At 61.7% G+C, this 16,413-nt stretch carries 11 protein-coding genes; 9 read left to right on the forward strand and 2 right to left on the reverse strand.

Features of this window, described 5'->3' with window-relative positions; all coding sequences use genetic code 11:
* Positions 1 to 111: 111 nt before the first annotated feature.
* Positions 112 to 1,020, reverse strand: a complete 909-nt coding sequence (locus tag BW43_RS24580; RefSeq protein ID WP_010566930.1) for a LysR substrate-binding domain-containing protein — start codon at positions 1,018 to 1,020, stop codon at positions 112 to 114.
* A 182-nt stretch (positions 1,021 to 1,202) separates the two neighbouring features.
* On the opposite strand from BW43_RS24580, the gene aspA reads away from it, so the two are divergent.
* From aspA to BW43_RS24545, 7 genes are all read left to right on the forward strand, one after another.
* Positions 1,203 to 2,627, forward strand: coding sequence for an aspartate ammonia-lyase (gene aspA / locus BW43_RS24575; protein ID WP_032884466.1), 1,425 nt, complete (start codon positions 1,203 to 1,205; stop codon positions 2,625 to 2,627).
* A 391-nt stretch (positions 2,628 to 3,018) separates the two neighbouring features.
* Positions 3,019 to 4,464 (forward strand): sodium:alanine symporter family protein, encoded by a 1,446-nt coding sequence (locus BW43_RS24570; RefSeq protein ID WP_032884467.1) that lies wholly within the window; start codon positions 3,019 to 3,021, stop codon positions 4,462 to 4,464.
* 81 nt (positions 4,465 to 4,545) lie between these two features.
* The gene (locus BW43_RS24565; protein WP_032884468.1) at positions 4,546 to 5,523 is read left to right on the forward strand and encodes an asparaginase; all 978 of its coding nucleotides are present in this window, start codon (positions 4,546 to 4,548) and stop codon (positions 5,521 to 5,523) included.
* A gap of 105 nt (positions 5,524 to 5,628) precedes the next feature.
* Positions 5,629 to 6,621 carry an AraC family transcriptional regulator gene (locus BW43_RS24560; protein WP_032884469.1) on the forward strand — a complete coding sequence of 331 codons (993 nt, stop codon included), beginning with the start codon at positions 5,629 to 5,631 and terminating at the stop codon, positions 6,619 to 6,621.
* A 137-nt stretch (positions 6,622 to 6,758) separates the two neighbouring features.
* Positions 6,759 to 7,793 (forward strand): histone deacetylase family protein, encoded by a 1,035-nt coding sequence (locus tag BW43_RS24555; RefSeq protein WP_032884470.1) that lies wholly within the window; start codon positions 6,759 to 6,761, stop codon positions 7,791 to 7,793.
* Positions 7,790 to 8,881, forward strand: a complete 1,092-nt coding sequence (locus tag BW43_RS24550) for a polyamine ABC transporter substrate-binding protein (protein WP_032884471.1) — start codon at positions 7,790 to 7,792, stop codon at positions 8,879 to 8,881. The genes BW43_RS24555 and BW43_RS24550 overlap by 4 nt, the downstream gene beginning before the upstream one ends.
* Before the next feature lie 166 nt (positions 8,882 to 9,047).
* On the forward strand, positions 9,048 to 13,691 hold the full coding sequence (locus BW43_RS24545; RefSeq protein ID WP_032884472.1) for a dermonecrotic toxin domain-containing protein: 4,644 nt from the start codon (positions 9,048 to 9,050) through the stop codon (positions 13,689 to 13,691).
* Here the strand turns inward: BW43_RS24545 and BW43_RS24540 are convergent.
* Entirely contained in the window at positions 13,646 to 15,241 is a 1,596-nt protein-coding gene (locus BW43_RS24540) for a PLP-dependent aminotransferase family protein (RefSeq protein ID WP_032884473.1), read from the reverse strand. The genes BW43_RS24545 and BW43_RS24540 overlap by 46 nt on opposite strands.
* An 87-nt stretch (positions 15,242 to 15,328) precedes the next feature.
* Between BW43_RS24540 and BW43_RS24535 the strand changes: the two genes are divergently transcribed.
* Together BW43_RS24535 and BW43_RS24530 are read left to right on the forward strand one after the other, a co-directional pair.
* Positions 15,329 to 15,967 carry an FMN-binding negative transcriptional regulator gene (locus tag BW43_RS24535; protein ID WP_032884474.1) on the forward strand — a complete coding sequence of 213 codons (639 nt, stop codon included), beginning with the start codon at positions 15,329 to 15,331 and terminating at the stop codon, positions 15,965 to 15,967.
* Positions 15,964 to 16,410, forward strand: a complete 447-nt coding sequence (locus BW43_RS24530) for a GNAT family N-acetyltransferase (protein WP_032884475.1) — start codon at positions 15,964 to 15,966, stop codon at positions 16,408 to 16,410. The genes BW43_RS24535 and BW43_RS24530 overlap by 4 nt, the downstream gene beginning before the upstream one ends.
* The last annotated feature ends 3 nt before the right edge of the window (positions 16,411 to 16,413 follow it).

The following is a 16,413-nucleotide window of genomic DNA, read 5'->3' on the forward strand; positions in this document are numbered from 1 at the left end:
AGGGGGCTTGCTCCCGATGGCGGTGTGCCAGGCACTTATCTGTCACTGATACACCGCTATCGGGGGCAAGCCCCCTCCCACATTTGCCCTGCATTCGGTCCGAGATCGGGCTCAGGTGTTCTGCGCCGCGCCACCTTCCAACTTGCGCCACAACAACCGCACATTCGCCTTGCGCACCAACGCGCAGCGATACAGCCGAATTTCCAGCGGCACATGCCATTGCGGCCCACCGCAGACCACCAGTTCGCCTCGGGCAAGTTCGGCACGAACGCTCAACTGCGGCACCCAGGCAATGCCCAGGCCTTCCAGGGCCATGCTCTTGAGACTGTCGGCCATGGCGGTTTCGTAAACGGTGGTAAAGCGCAGCGCGCGCTGGCGCAGCAGCAAGTGCACCGAACGACCAAGGAACGCGCCGGCGCTGTAGGCCAGCAACGGCACGCTGCCCTCGCCTTCCAGATCGAACAGCGGCTTGCCATCAGCATCGGCCGCGCACACCGGGAGCATTTCGGTGTTACCCAGGTGCAGTGAAGGGAAGATTTCGGCGTCCATCTGCATCGCCGCGTCCGGATCGTAGAACGCCAGCATCAGGTCGCAACCGCCTTCGCGCAGGGCGTGCACGGCGTCGCCGACGTTGGTGGCGACCAGGCGGGTGGCGATGTTCAAACCTTCGTTGCGCAACTGCGCGATCCAGCGCGGGAAGAAGCCCAGCGCCAGGGAGTGGGCGGCGGCCACTTGCATGACTTCGCCCTGCCCGCCTTCCAAGTGATGCAAATGGCGCAGGACCTCGCCGAGCTGTTCGACCACGGTGCGCGCGGTGACCAGAAACAGCTGCCCCGCTGCCGTCAATTCCACCGGTGTGCGTGAGCGATTGACCAGGGTCAGGCCCAACGCGGCCTCAAGGCTACGGATACGTCGGCTGAACGCTGGCTGAGTGACAAAGCGCCTCTCCGCCGCCTGGGAAAAGCTGCGCGTCGCCGCCAAGGCGCTGAAGTCTTCCAGCCATTTGCTCTCAAGGTTCATCACTGCCTCCCACGGGTACGCACCATTTTGGCACACACGCCCGCCATGATAGCCGGGTCACATCTGCATTATGCCGTTTATGCATAGGCCAGTGCTTAACAGCATTGGCCCAAATTTTCCTACAGGCCTAGCATTCGCAGCGTTCCGGCCTGTTCCGGGTCCATATTGAGATGATTTCCGTCATGTCCTCCGCTGCATCATTCCGCACAGAAAAAGACCTGCTTGGCGTACTCGAAGTACCCGCCCAAGCGTATTACGGCATCCAGACCCTGCGAGCGGTGAATAACTTCCGCCTCTCGGGCGTTCCGATTTCGCATTACCCGAAATTGGTGGTCGGCCTGGCAATGGTCAAGCAAGCAGCCGCTGATGCCAACCGCGAGTTGGGTCAGCTTAGCGAAGCCAAGCACGCTGCCATCAGCGAAGCCTGTGCCCGTCTGATCCGCGGCGATTTCCACGAAGAGTTCGTGGTGGACATGATTCAAGGCGGCGCCGGCACTTCAACCAACATGAATGCCAACGAAGTCATCGCCAACATCGCGCTGGAGGCCATGGGTCACCAGAAGGGCGAATATCAATACCTGCACCCCAACAACGACGTGAACATGGCGCAGTCGACCAACGACGCCTACCCAACCGCGATCCGTCTGGGTCTGCTGCTGGGCCATGACGCGCTGCTGGCCAGCCTCGACAGCCTGATCCAAGCCTTCGCCGCCAAAGGCGTCGAGTTCGGCCACGTGCTGAAAATGGGCCGCACCCAATTGCAAGACGCCGTGCCGATGACCCTCGGCCAGGAATTCCGCGCCTTCGCCACCACCCTCAGCGAAGACCTGGCACGCCTGAAAACCCTGGCGCCAGAGCTGCTGACCGAAGTGAACCTGGGCGGCACCGCCATCGGCACCGGCATCAACGCCGACCCGCGTTACCAGGCCCTGGCCGTGCAACGCCTGGCCACCATCAGCGGCCAACCGCTGGTACCGGCTGCCGACCTGATCGAAGCCACCTCCGACATGGGCGCCTTCGTGCTGTTCTCCGGCATGCTCAAGCGTACCGCCGTGAAGCTGTCGAAGATCTGCAACGACCTGCGCCTGCTGTCCAGCGGCCCACGCACAGGGATCAATGAGATCAACCTGCCAGCGCGTCAGCCAGGCAGCTCGATCATGCCCGGCAAGGTCAACCCGGTCATCCCGGAAGCCGTGAACCAGGTAGCGTTCCAAGTCATCGGCAACGACCTGGCCCTGACCATGGCAGCCGAAGGCGGCCAACTGCAGTTGAACGTGATGGAGCCGCTGATCGCTTTCAAGATCTTCGACTCGATCCGCCTGCTGCAACGCGCCATGGACATGCTGCGCGAGCACTGCATCGTCGGCATCACCGCCAACGAAGCACGCTGCCGCGAACTGGTGGAACATTCCATCGGCCTGGTCACCGCGCTGAACCCGTACATCGGCTATGAAAACGCCACCCGCATTGCGCGTATCGCCCTCGAAAGCGGCCGCGGAGTGCTGGAACTGGTGCGCGAAGAAGGCTTGCTCGACGACGCCATGCTCGACGACATCCTGCGCCCCGAAAACATGATCGCTCCACGTTTGGTCCCGTTGAAGGCCTAAGCGTTTGTTGCACCGCTCACCAGGTTGAGGGACTAGACACCTCTCACCTTTTGAGGGCCTGAAGGCTCGTTCTTCAGGCCCTTTTTTTTGCCTCAAGGTTGTGAAATGAAGCCCATAAAAATTCCAATATCGCCCTGCAAACCCGCCTTGCCCGAATCAGCGGCGCTGAAACCTTTAATCGGCCCGTGCAGACGTATCACGTACTCCTAGGTATAGTGCCGCCCCTCTCGCGTCTGCGGCCGTCGGTAACGAGGCCCGGTACAGCGCGAAACCGCATGAATAACAACACCCGCAAAAGGATTGGGGTCGAACTGTCGCGCACTGCCTGGTGCCATGCGACGTGTCGGACCGTCCTGCGTTTGCCATTAGAAAAATCAGCGAGGAACACTCCATGCTCGAAGTCATCAACGACTTCCTCTCAGGGAAAGTACTGATCGTGCTCATTGTCGGGCTCGGCGGTTATTTCACGATCCGCTCGCGTTTCGTTCAATTGCGTCACTTTTTCCACATGTTCTCGGTGTTCAAAGACAGCTTGAAGAGCAGCTCCGGCCAACTCAGCTCGTTCCAGGCGCTGATGCTCAGCCTGGCCGGTCGCGTGGGTGCCGGTAACATCGCCGGTGTCGGTATTGCCGTAACCCTCGGCGGCCCGGGTGCCGTGTTCTGGATGTGGGTCACCGCGCTGGTGGGTATGTCGTCGAGCTTCATCGAATGCTCCCTCGGCCAGCTGTACAAGCGCACCGACGCAGAGGGCACCTACCGTGGCGGCCCGGCTTATTACATCCAGCACGGTTTGCAGAAGCGCTGGCTGGGTATGGTCATGGCGTTCCTGCTGCTGGTGACCTTTGGCTTCGCCTTCAACGGCCTGCAAGCCCATGCCGTGACTCACTCGCTGAACAACGCTTTCGGCCTCGACACCACCTACACCGGCCTCGCGCTGGCGGTGCTGCTGGGCCTGGTGTTCATCGGCGGGATCAAGCGCATCGCGTCCATCGCCGACCTGCTGGTCCCGGTCAAAACCCTGGTGTACATCGCCGTGACCCTGTACGTGATCGTGCTGCAATTCGACCACGTGCCGGCCATGCTCGCGACCATCGTCAAGAGCGCTTTCGGCCTCGACCAAGCCTTCGGTGGCCTGGTAGGCAGCGCGATCATCATGGGCGTGAAACGCGGCGTGTTCGCCAACGAAGCCGGTCTGGGCAGTGCGCCTAACGTGGCAGCGGTGGCTTCCGTAGAACACCCGATCGCCCAAGGCGTGGTCCAGGCGTTCAGCGTTTTCCTCGACACTTTCGTGATCTGCACCTGCACCGCGCTGCTGATCCTGCTCTCCGGTTTCTACACCCCAGGCTTTGAAGGCGACGGCATTGCCCTGACCCAGAACTCCCTGGCCGCTGTGGTCGGTGACTGGGGCCGCATGTTCATCTCGGTGGCCCTGGCTTTGTTCGTGTTCACCTCGATCATGTACAACTACTACCTCGGCGAGAGCAACCTGCGCTTCCTGGTGGGCAACAACCGTAAGGTGCTGATGGGTTATCGCGCGCTGGTGCTGGTGCTGATTTTCTGGGGCTCGATCGAGAACCTGGGCACCGTATTCGCCTTCGCCGACATCACCATGACCATGCTCGCCTTCGTCAACCTGTTCGCCCTGGCGTTCCTGTTCAAGATCGCCATGCGTGTGCTGGACGACTACGACCGCCAACGCGCTGCGGGCATCAAGACCCCGGTGTTCGATTCCAGCCAATTCCCGGACCTGGATCTGGACCGCAAGGCCTGGCCGGCCAACCCGGCAAAACCGGACACGGCCCCATCGGCTGAACTGAACGCTCAAGTACAACGCTGAGCGCAGCTAGATAGATGACACGCCGCCTGGCCTTGGGCATGCTCTGGGCCCGGCGGCGTTTTTCGTTCAGGAGATTTGTTCATGCAACCAGCTAACAACGTGATGGTGCTCTACACCGGCGGGACCATTGGCATGCAGGCCAGCGCGAATGGCCTGGCGCCCGCGTCCGGCTTCGAAGCGCGCATGCGCGAGCAACTGGCCGACGCGCCATTGCCAGCCTGGCGCTTTCGCGAAATGGCGCCGCTGATCGACAGCGCCAACATGACCCCCGCTTACTGGCAGCGCCTGCGCAGTGCCGTGGTCGAGGCCGTGGACGAGGGCTGCGATGCGGTGTTGATCCTGCACGGCACCGACACCCTGGCCTACAGCGCAGCGGCCATGAGTTTCCAACTGTTGGGTTTACCGGCGCCGGTGGTGTTTACCGGCTCGATGCTGCCGGCCGGCGTGCCTGACAGCGATGCCTGGGAAAACGTCAGCGGCGCGTTGACCGCGCTGGGCGAAGGCCTGAACGCCGGCGTGCACCTGTTTTTCCACGGTGCGCTGATGGCGCCGACCCGCTGCGCGAAAGTGCGCAGCTTTGGTCGCAACCCCTTCGCCGCGCTGCAGCGTAACGGTGGCGTAGCCAAGGCCGAGGCACTGCCCGCCGCCCTGGATTATCGCCAGCCCAAGGCCGTGGCCAACGTCGGCGTGTTGCCGCTGGTGCCGGGCATCGCCGCCGCGCAGTTGGATGCGCTGGTCGACAGCGGCATCCAGGCGCTGCTGCTTGAATGCTATGGCAGCGGCACCGGGCCCAGCGACAACCCGGCGTTCCTCGCCAGCCTCCAGCGCGCGCAGGATCAGGGCGTGGTCGTGGTCGCAATCACCCAATGCCATGAAGGTGGCGTGGAGCTGGATGTGTATGAAGCCGGCAGCCGCCTGCGCGGCGTGGGCGTGCTGTCCGGTGGCGGCATGACCCGCGAGGCCGCGTTCGGCAAGCTCAATGCGTTGATCGGCGCAGGCTTGGCCAACGCCGAGATTCGCCGACTGGTCGAACTGGACCTGTGCGCCGAGTTGGCTTGAGATCCGATTCAAGCGATCCGGTAGAGCGTCACTCCCGCCACGATCCCGGCGGCGCACGGCATGGGAATTGCTCGGTTCAAGTATTCATTGGCCGGGATCATCCCCATGCTGCACTCGCACCTGACCACCCTCAACGCCGTTTCGCTGGTGCTTGAGGCTTTCAGCGCCCAGGGCATCAGCCCTGAGGTGCTGTTGGCCGGCAGCGGTATTGCAGCTGCGGACCTGAACCACGCCGATACACGCATCACCACGCGCCAGGAAATGCAGGTGTGCGCCAACGCGGTGGCCCTGCGCCAAGCCATCGGCCTGGAACTGGGCCAGCGCATGCGCGTGTCGTCTTACGGCCTGTTGGGCTATGCGCTGCTCACCAGTGCCACCTTCGGTGACGCTTTGCGCCTGGCCCTGCGCTACCCGGCGCTGTTGGGAACACTTTTCGAGCTGAGCCTTGAGGAGGACGGCCAACGCGTCTGGTTCACCGCCCGCGATTACCGTGAAGACCCTGCGCTGGCCGCGTTCAATATTGAGTTGTGCCTGGCTTCACTCAACGTCATCTGCGACGACTTGCTCGGTCGCCCGCTCCCTCTGCTGGGTGCGCGTTTTGAATACCCGGCGCCAACCTACCAGGCGCGTTACGAAGAGCGCTTCGCCTGCCCGCTGGAATTCAACGCCACCAGCAACGCCTTTGCCTTCGACCGCCAGTGGCTCGATCAACCGCTGCCCTTGGCCGACGCCGTCACCCATCGCGCCATGACCGAGCGCTGCCGCAAACAAAACACCGAGTTCACCGGACGCCAGGCCTGGCTGGGCCGCGTGCGTCAACTGCTGGCGGCGCAACTGCCGGCAGCGCCAGGGCTGGATAAACTGGCGGAGCAGTTGAATTGCTCGCCACGCACCTTACGCCGGCACCTGCATGACTTGGGCAGCAGCTATCAGGAGTTGCTCGACGAACTGCGCTTCGAGCAGGCCAAGCAGTGGCTGGCCAACGATGCAATGCCCATCCACCGCATTGCCGAGCACCTGGGTTTCAGTGAGACCGCCAGCTTCCGTCATGCCTTTGTGCGCTGGAGCGGGGTCGCGCCAAGCCAGTTCCGCCCCTGATCCCCACGTCCAGGCGGGGCGAATACGGACAGTGTCTTTGGCCATATTCATCCCCTTTTGGCCGCTCCTGCCGTTCTCTTGCCGCGTCGGCGAGGCAACACTGCAAGACACCGCCAAACGCCTGCGAGTACACCACTATGCTGACGATCTACTCGGACGATCACCATCTGCACCACGGTCGATGCGAACTGATGGACGGGCAACTGATGCCCTGTTTCGAAATGCCCTCCCGTGCTGATCACGTACTGCAACGGGTCAAGGACCGTGATCTGGGGCCGGTGCGAGCCCCCGAGGACTTTGGATTGGCACCGCTGCAACGCATCCACAGCCACGCCTACCTGGATTTTTTCAAAGGGGCCTGGGCACGCTGGGTTGAGTTCGGCCAGGACGGCGACCTGCTGCCCTACACGTGGCCAGCCCGCACCTTGCGCCGCGTGCTGCCCACCAGCCTGCACGGTCAATTGGGCTATTACAGCTTCGACGGCGGCGCGCCGATCACCGCCGGCACCTGGCAAGCGGCCTATAGCGCAGCGCAGGTGGCGCTGACCGCGCAACAAGCGATTCAACAAGGTGCTCAAAGTGCCTTTGCCCTCTGCCGCCCACCGGGGCACCACGCTGCAGGCGACTTGATGGGCGGCTATTGCTACCTCAATAACGCTGCGATTGCCGCCCAGGCCTTTCTCGATCAAGGCCATGCCAAGGTCGCGATCCTTGATGTGGATTACCACCACGGCAACGGCACCCAATCGATTTTCTATGACCGCAGTGACGTGCTGTTCACCTCGATCCACGGACATCCGGAAGCCGAGTTTCCATTCTTCCTCGGCTATGCCGATGAGCTGGGCGACGGCGCCGGTAAGGGCTTCAATTTCAATTACCCGCTGCCGGCCGGTGCCGGCTGGGATACCTGGAGCACCGCGCTGGATCAGGCCTGCGCGCAAATCGAGCGCTATGGCGCCGACATCATCGTGGTGTCCCTGGGGGTAGACACGTTCAAGGACGACCCCATCTCGCAGTTCAAGCTCGACAGCCCGGATTACCTGGCGATGGGTGCGCGTATCGCCCGGCTGGGCAAGCCCACGCTGTTCGTCATGGAAGGCGGCTACGCGGTGGAAGAAATCGGCATCAATGCCGTCAACGTTCTCGAAGGTTTTGAGGGGTCAATCCAATGAACATGCTCAAGTCGCTTGCGCTGTGCGCCGCCGTATTAAGCAGCGCCGTCCACGCCGAAGAAAGAACCCTGCGGGTCTACAACTGGTTCGACTACATCACCCCCAAGGCGCTGGAAGACTTCAAGGGTCAGAACCCTCAGATCAAACTGGTCTACGACATCTTCGACACCAATGAAGCCCTGGAAGCCAAGCTACTCACCGGCAACTCCGGCTATGACGTGGTGGTGCCGTCCAACGTGTTCCTGGCCAAACAGATTGAAGCCGGTGTGTTTCAGCCCCTGGACCGCAGCCAGTTACCAAACTGGAACCACCTCGACCCCAAGCTGATGAAGCTGATCGAGGCCAATGACCCCGGTAATAAATTCGCCGTGCCCTACATGTACGGCACCATCCTGATTGGCTTCAACCCGGCCAAGGTCAAGGCCGTGCTGGGCGACAACGCTCCCGTGAACAGCTGGGACCTGATCTTCAAGGAAGAGAACATCAGCAAGCTCAAGCAGTGCGGCGTCGCCCTGCTGGATTCGCCATCGGAAATCCTGCCGCTGGCCTTGCAGTACCTGGGCCTGGACCCCAACAGCAATAACCCGAAGGACTATGAGAAAGCCGAGGCCCTGCTGCTTAAAATCCGCCCGTACATCACCTACTTCCACTCCTCCAAATACATGGCCGATATCGCCAATGGCGACATCTGTGTGGCCGTCGGTTATTCCGGCAGCTTCTCCCAGGCTGCCAACCGCGCCAAGGAGGCCAGGAACGGCGTGACCGTGGACATGCGCCTGCCCAAGGAAGGCGCGCCGATCTGGTTCGACATGCTCGCCATTCCCAAGGGCGCAAAGAACCCGCAGGACGCCTACGCCTTCATCAACTACCTGCTGCAACCTGAGGTGATTGCGCCGATCAGCGATTTCGTCGGCTACCCCAACCCGAACAAGGACGCCACCGAACGGGTCGACCCGACCATCCGCAATAACCCTAACCTGTACCCGACCGAGGCGGCGATGGCGACGTTGTACACCTTGAAGCCGTTGGACAGTAAAGCTGAACGCGCCAGGACCCGGGCCTGGACCAAGATCAAATCGGGGACCTGACCGCCCCTCACACAGGACTCAGGCTAAGTAATTACCGCCCGCGCCAATCCTCCCCTCACTACCGTTGTCCTCTGCAACGGCGCCGCACCGCGGCGCCGTACCTCCCAAGAAAGGGCCCCGAGCCACCCACGCTCAAGCGCCCTTCATTTCTGCAAAGGACTTGCCTATGCCTGAAGCAACGCTTCCTGATCATCCGTCGGCCACCAGCCACAATCGACCCCCTACTACCTATGAGCTACTGACTCAACTGACCTCCGGCCCGAACAGCCGGGAGGTGGCCGCCGTGACCCTGCGCTCGGCGCTCAAGGAGCTGTATCCAACCCTGGCCATAGACCCGGACCTGGCCATGGTCGTCACGCCGAATTGGCGCGTCGTCGATGATCAAGTCCTATCCGCCCCGGCCTATGCCATGTCGCTCACTTCGGTGCTGGCAAGCCAGATGCTGAACCCGAAGCCGGTGATCTACCTCGATGGCGAACACTTCCTGACACTGCAACCCGACGCCCGGCCACCGGTGCATTTACCGGTAAAAATCGATGCCATTGCGCGCATGATCAATGAGCTGTCAGAACTGATGCTGTCTGCCTTCCAGGAGCAGTACCTCAATTACTGGAATGCCTCCGATGGCCGAAGCGGGCACCGCTGGAAAGTGTTCTCACAATCCCTGCGCAAAGTATGGAATGTCACGGCGCAAGAGGGCTGGGATGAACATGATTGCGCCATAGCCAGGTCGCTGTTCCTTTTTCCGGAGCGAGCCACACGCTCTGCCCAGGACAGCTACAACACTCACGCCTACCTGATCGACGTTGATGCGCTGCAAGACAGCCAGACCGCTCACACCGCCCTCATGGACATCGCCGTAGTGATTGGCGAGCATGAGCAGGGCCAGCGGGTCCTGGTTTACTCACTGGTCAACGGCTACGAAAAATTCGACTCGCTGGAGCAATTCGGAGAACAACTGCCCGACCGAATGAACGCACGGAACAATGAGCTAAGCCTGCAGTGGCGGCTGTACGAACCGCCGGGCAATTTCTTCGACAGCCTGGCCGGCGCACTGATTGCGTTGCAACTCGACGCAATAGGCTCGATTGACAAAGACGACCGCAAAGCGATCAACGTGGACGCCGACGCCAGCCCCCTGGTCGCGGTTGCCAACGTCCTGCCGGTGGTCGAGGACTTGAGCGATCACTCGCTATCCAATATCCGTGACATCCATGAGCGGTTGCCCGACTGGCTGGCCCACGCCTCGGACTTGGATATTTCCACCTACAGTCGGCGCCTGATCGATCTTGCCGAGTTGCATACCCTCCAGAAGGGCGCATCCTTCAATGACGATATTGCGCCGATCCGCGAATACACCCGCGATCAGTTGCAGAGCCAGATTCGTGCGCACGCCCAAGGTGCAAACATCAACGTCGACAAGATCGAAGTTCACATCGAAAGCCCGGTTGTCTGGGGAAGCACGTTCATCGTGCCCACGGCGCCGGACATCACACGCCGTAACCTGATCGACCTAGCCCTGGAAAACCTCACAGGCCTGCCGACCGGCCAACCCCGCGTGCTCTATAACGGCAGCGCAGCTCCCCCGTGGCTGTCTTACACCTACCTGAAGGGCGTGATTGAAAACATCGATATCGGCCAGCACTACCCGGCGCTGATCAAGCGCACGCTGCTGGAAGATACGGTTCAGGCCAAGGGCAGACAAACGCTCTACATCAACCATTTGCGCGTACAGCTGCCTTTGCTGGCACTGCAACTCAAGATTCGCCAACAGCACGGGGTCGATGAACTCGGTGCGCGCTACGTCGCTGCCGTAATTCAGGACGAAGACCACGGGCGACTCGTCGACGGGCAGGAGATTGTCATTCGCCCCTTGGCATTCTTACCGACCTTGCGCCCCGGCAATGATCAGGATGTGGTTGCCAATATGTTCGTGATCGGCGCCAAAGACGCCGCCGCGGGCCCGTGCCTGCTGTACCGTCCCTTGCTGGAACCAACGCTGCTGCAGTATCCGTCACGGCAAAACCTGATCTACGCCATCAAACACACGCGCCCACTTCGCGACTCGGTGCTGGCCTGGCTGCCAGAGGCGGCGCGCTTCAACTACGCGCAGTATGTATTCCCCGATAAATGGCCATCGCCATGGACGGTCATTCGAGGGCTGGTCGAGCCGCAGGTCATGGTGTACATGAGCGGCTCCATTACCTTGAGCGACCAGGTGCTTGGCGCAGCCCCGCTGGCCGCACTGTTCAAAGCCAATGCCGAGGCCATGGTCGAACTGGCGGGCCGCCAGTCAGTCTCCAATGCGCAAAAACGCTGGGCAACCTTGCGCCAGGCAGGCTGGCAAATCTTCAATGCGACGTTGCCGTTCCTGGGGCGCACGGCCGGTATCGCCGCCTGGATCTGGCAGATCATGGATGACTTGCAGGACATCGCCCAGCAGGACAACACCGAAGCGGACCCCGAAGGCGCCTGGATAGCCCAGGTCGACCTGTTACTCAACCTTGGCATGGCCCTGGCGCTGCACGGGGCCTTGCGTCACGCGCCGGTCGAAAAACCCAGCGAAGAAACCAGGCTGAAAACAGAATCGTCAGCGGTCGAACCCGCCGAAAAAATCGAGCCGCCGCCCAGCAAAACCTCCGTGGCCCGGCTGGACAACGTAACGGGCACCGAGCTGCCGAGTCGGCATCAGGGCCTGCTGAACATTCGCGGCGCCATCCCCACCGACCGTCCAAGCCTGGAGGCCACGCTGGACAGCTTCAAAATCGAGAGGCCCGCGGGCCTGGAACCTCAGGTCACAGAGCCTGGTATCTATCTGCACCTCTACCCGAACGCCCAGAAATGGTACGCCGTGGTCGGCACGCGCTGGTTCGAAGTCAACGTAGACGAAGCGGATAACGTGGTCATCATCGACCCAGGCAATCCCTCGCGAATGGGCCCCATGCTACTCAACAACAAGGCGGGCCAATGGTTTGTGGACACACGCATGCGCCTGCGCGGTGGTGGCTTCAAAAACCGGCGCAAGGCCGTGCAAACCCGCAATACGTCTCGAATCGGCGACCTGCGCAGGCAGCTCGACGAATTCGACGCCAATGAGCGCAGCAGGCAGTCGGAAATCGCCGGCGCACACACGGCGATAGGCGACGAAGCAGGCCCCTCCACCGAATTGCGCCGCCAGAGCTTCATCGACAAGGTCGACGCCCGAATCCTGGATTACGACGTGCCGATCCGCCAACTCAGGTCACTGGGCATTATCGATAACGTGCCCAACTACCAGAGCTCCATGATCGACTATTTGCACAAGCAACTGCTGTTGACGCGCTCCGCCATCAACCAACGCTTACCGCGGTTCCGTGAAACCCTGGAAAGCTCCGTCCCGAGCCTTGAGTCGGTCACCGGCATTGATGCCAAGACCAAGACACAAACCGCCCGGGCCATGTCGGACATGACGGGCGAAATGATCAGACGCATGGAGTACGTGGAGACACGTTTTCATGAACTGGAAACGCTTGGCATCGACGGCAACAAGGTCATTCAGAGCACGCAGCACGCCCTGCCCAAGCTTCAATTGCGGGACTTGAAGGCGTTTCAAGTCACCCTGGCCCGTCACCTGTGCGTCCAAGAGGGCGACGGCGAAGCGTTCGATACTGCGCGCGAGCTGCTCGACACCATCGTCGATGCCGCCGATCTTCACATACAGAGCTGCACGGAGGCGTTGGCCGACACGGCTATTCGCTCGTTGGAGGAGCGTATCGACGTGCTCAACAGCCTGGTCGATCAATTTTCCATCGTTGACCAGCGCCTGCTGGACCTGCATGCCGAATACCCCGAGCAGGTACAGCGCGAGCCCCTGGAAACCCTGCGCAAGCAGATCAACGAATTCAATCAGCACGTCGTTCGCGAGCTGGCCCTGTTGCTCAGGGAAAGCAAAGCGTTGGAGCCCAAGCCCGGCAGTTCGAAAACCGCATCACCCCCCAAGCGCAAGATCATCAAGACACGCTTCAACGGCGTGGTGGTCGGCGAACCGCGCGCGGCCGAAGAAGGGCTGGTGGATGTAAAGTCGCCGCTGACGGGCAAAGTCATTGCGACCTTCCATGAGAAAGAGCCTGGGGTGTGGGTCGAACGCGACAGCCGCCCTTCCGGACCGCGACCGCCCCAGGCAATAGACCTGAACGTGAGCCTCAACGAGGGTGACCAGTTGCTTCAGGACGAACCTGCCGCGACCTTGCGGACCCTGGGCCACTCAAAAAAGGCCGGGCGCATTCCGGTCGAAATCGAGGAGATGTTCCACCAATACGCCGCTCGCCTGGAGCGTGCCGTCAGCCGCATCGAAGAAGCGTTGACCCAACGTAATCTGACCGAAAGCGATCGCCCTTCCGCAGCCTCCACTAACAAGCAGCTCAACGACACGGCGCAGCGCCTGTACGAGCTGGGCACCACGACCCGGATCAGCATGACCAAGCAGCAACCGCCCACAGCGGCACGGGTGGAGTGGCTGTTTGACCGGGGTTTGGTGGAAATTGCCAAGGTCATCACCCGGCGTCGCCTCAAGGGGCCGGGCAAAGACTTTCTGGACGAGTACGAAATACGCGACCATCAAACCCACAACGTGCTGTGGTATGCCCACTTTCACTACAGCTCAGCGCAAGCGGCCGCCGAAGAATATATCGCCGGGCACCTCAAGACGCGTGAACAACAGAAGCAAGGGGGAAGCCTGCAGCGCACCGGCTTGAACGACCACGACCAGATTGCGATTTACCGCAGTCAGATCGGGTCGAAACTCGCCAAATCGCTGTTTTTTGACAGCTGACCGTGCTGCTTGTCGGCGCCCCAGGCCTTGCGCAGACGCTTCAGCGCGTCGGCAATCGCGGCTTCAGGCACGGCGGCAAACCCCAACACCAGGCCGGCGCGTTGATCCGCCGGCGTGGTGGAGTGCGCCAGCCAGTAGCTGCTCAGACCATTGACCTCAACGTCGGCCGAGCGGGCCTGCTCCAGCAGTTGCTGTTCGCGGGCCAAGCTGTCCACGCGCACCGTCATGTGCAGCCCCGCCGCTACGCTCGGCAACTCGCCAACCCCCGGCAGACCGCTGGGCCAACCGGCCAGCAAGGCATTGCGCCGGCTTAATGCTGCGCGGCGCATGCGGCGGATGTGCCGTTGAAAATGGCCCGCCGCCATGAACTCGGCCATCACTGCCTGAGTGCTGACTTCCGAGTGGCGCATATCGACAGCGCGGCGCCGTGAGAAGGCGTCCACCAGACCCGACGGCAACACCAGATAACCCAGGCGCAGTGCCGGAAACGCGACTTTGCCGAAGGTGCCCACGTAGAGCACGCGACCACTGCGGTCCAGCGCGGCCAACGGTGACAGGGGCGCGCCGCTGTATCGGTATTCGCCGTCGTAGTCATCTTCGACGATCCAGCCGCCTCGGCGCTCGGCCCAGGCCAGCAATTCCAAGCGCCGCGCCAGGCTCATCACCACGCCCAAAGGGTATTGATGGGAAGGCGTGACGTACGCCAGGCGACAGTCGCCCAGTTGATCGAGGGCCTGGCAGTCGATGCCGTCACTGTCCACCGGCACCCCATGCAGGCACCCACCGGCCAGGGCGAATGCATGGCCTGCGGCGCGATAGCCAGGGTTTTCCACGGCCACGCCATCGCCGGGCTCCACCAGCAACTGTGCACAAAGGCTAATCGCCTGCTGTGCACCACTGGTGATCACTATTTGCTCAGCCGTACATTGCATCCCCCGCGAACTGCGCAGGTATGCCGCGATCAGCCCGCGCAGACGCCCATCGCCTGCGGGGTCGCCATAGCACAGCTGTTGCAGGTCCGGCTTGCGCCAGAATGCCCCGTTCAGCTTGGCCCAGACCTCGAACGGGAACAGATCGAAAGCCGGCACACCGACCCGAAACGCCTTCGGCGGCCCTGCGGGTGGCTGCGACAGATAGTGGTTTTGCAGTCGCCCCAGGGCCGGTCTGTGGATAACTTCATCATCGAGATCCGCTGGCAAATTTTCCCATTTTGTGGATAAGGCTGGGGATAAGCCTGTGTGTAACCCTGTGGGTACTTTTGTGGATAGTTTTTCCGTCGAGGGCAGTTGAGCGACGTAAGTGCCATCGCCGACACGCCCTTCGATAAACCCCTCGGCATACAGCTGATCGTAGGCACGTACCACGCTGTTGCGGGAAATCGACAGCGCGGCGGCCAGGTCACGGCTGGCCGGCAGGCGCGTGCCGCTGATCAGGCGACCATCGAGTACGCGCTGGCGTAGGGCTTCATAGAGCTGGCGCGTCAGGCCCTGGCCGCGATCCAGCTCGATACCGGCGGGGTTGAATGACAGAGGCGGCGCAGTCGGCGACATATTGGACCTATGAAATTGGCCGTAGATGGCTCTTACAACGGACCATTAGCCTGCCTAGGATGCTGGCATTCGCCAAGGAAAATATTCATGTACACACCTCGCGCCTTTGCCCTCGACGACTTACCCGAACTGCATCAATTGATCCAGCACACCCGCCTGGCGCAACTGGTGACCTTTGGCGAGCAAGGCCTGCAAGCCAGCCACTTGCCGCTGCTGCTCAACCCCGATGAAGGCCCCAACGGCACGCTTTACGGGCACTTGGCCAAGGCCAATCCGCAGTGGCGCGATTTACAGAATGGCAACGACGCCCTGCTGATTTTTGCCGGCGCCGACGCGTATATCAGCCCGGCGTTTTACCCGGCCAAGGCCGAGCACGGCAAAGTGGTGCCGACCTGGAATTACATCGCCGTGCATGCCTACGGCGAGGCCGAGGTGTTTACCGATGCCGAGCGCCTGCTGGCGCTGGTCAGCGCCCTCACCGACCGCCACGAAGGTAACCGTGCGCAACCATGGAAAGTCAGCGACGCCCCCGCTGATTACATCGACGGCATGCTCAAGGCCATCGTCGGCTTTGCATTGCCCATCGATCGCCTGATCGGCAAACGCAAACTCAGCCAGAACCACAGCGCGGCGGACATCGCCGGCGTGCGCGACGGCCTCGCCGCCAGCGCGGACGTGCGCGACCAGACCCTCGCACGCTTTATTCCCCAAGGAGTTTCAGAATGAGCCAGATCGACATCCGCCAGGTCACCGCAGCCGACCACGCCGCCTGGTTGCCGCTGTGGCAGGCGTACTTGACGTTCTACAACACCGAACTGCCGGACGCCGTCAGCCAAAGCACCTGGCAGCGCCTGATCGACGCCAGCGAGCCGACCCATTCGGCACTGGCCTGGCAGGACGGCAAGGCGGTGGGCATGGTCAACTTCATCTATCACCGATCTAATTGGAGCATCGAGAACTCCTGCTATTTGCAGGATTTGCTGGTGGACCCTGCCCAACGCGGCACCGGTGTCGGCCGTAAACTGATCGAGTTCGTCTACGCCACTGCCAAGGCCGACGGCTGCTGCAAGGTGCACTGGCTGACCCACGAGACCAACGCCACCGCGATCCAACTCTACGAGCGCATCGCCGAACGCCCTGGCTTCATTCAATTTCGTAAAGGTCTTTAAGGA

Source organism: Pseudomonas sp. RIT357 (assembly GCF_000632245.1).
GTDB lineage: Bacteria > Pseudomonadota > Gammaproteobacteria > Pseudomonadales > Pseudomonadaceae > Aquipseudomonas > Aquipseudomonas sivasensis.

Bases quoted from the DNA above. Each gene is read 5' to 3' on its own strand.
- BW43_RS24540 (WP_032884473.1), bottom strand. From the start codon at position 15,241: ATGTCGCCGACTGCGCCGCCTCTGTCATTCAACCCCGCCGGTATCGAG.
- BW43_RS24545 (WP_032884472.1), top strand. From the start codon at position 9,048: ATGCCTGAAGCAACGCTTCCTGATCATCCGTCGGCCACCAGCCACAAT.
- BW43_RS24555 (WP_032884470.1), top strand. From the start codon at position 6,759: ATGCTGACGATCTACTCGGACGATCACCATCTGCACCACGGTCGATGC.
- aspA (WP_032884466.1), top strand. From the start codon at position 1,203: ATGTCCTCCGCTGCATCATTCCGCACAGAAAAAGACCTGCTTGGCGTA.
- BW43_RS24570 (WP_032884467.1), top strand. From the start codon at position 3,019: ATGCTCGAAGTCATCAACGACTTCCTCTCAGGGAAAGTACTGATCGTG.
- BW43_RS24535 (WP_032884474.1), top strand. From the start codon at position 15,329: ATGTACACACCTCGCGCCTTTGCCCTCGACGACTTACCCGAACTGCAT.
- BW43_RS24550 (WP_032884471.1), top strand. From the start codon at position 7,790: ATGAACATGCTCAAGTCGCTTGCGCTGTGCGCCGCCGTATTAAGCAGC.
- BW43_RS24580 (WP_010566930.1), bottom strand. From the start codon at position 1,020: ATGAACCTTGAGAGCAAATGGCTGGAAGACTTCAGCGCCTTGGCGGCG.
- BW43_RS24530 (WP_032884475.1), top strand. From the start codon at position 15,964: ATGAGCCAGATCGACATCCGCCAGGTCACCGCAGCCGACCACGCCGCC.
- BW43_RS24565 (WP_032884468.1), top strand. From the start codon at position 4,546: ATGCAACCAGCTAACAACGTGATGGTGCTCTACACCGGCGGGACCATT.
- BW43_RS24560 (WP_032884469.1), top strand. From the start codon at position 5,629: ATGCTGCACTCGCACCTGACCACCCTCAACGCCGTTTCGCTGGTGCTT.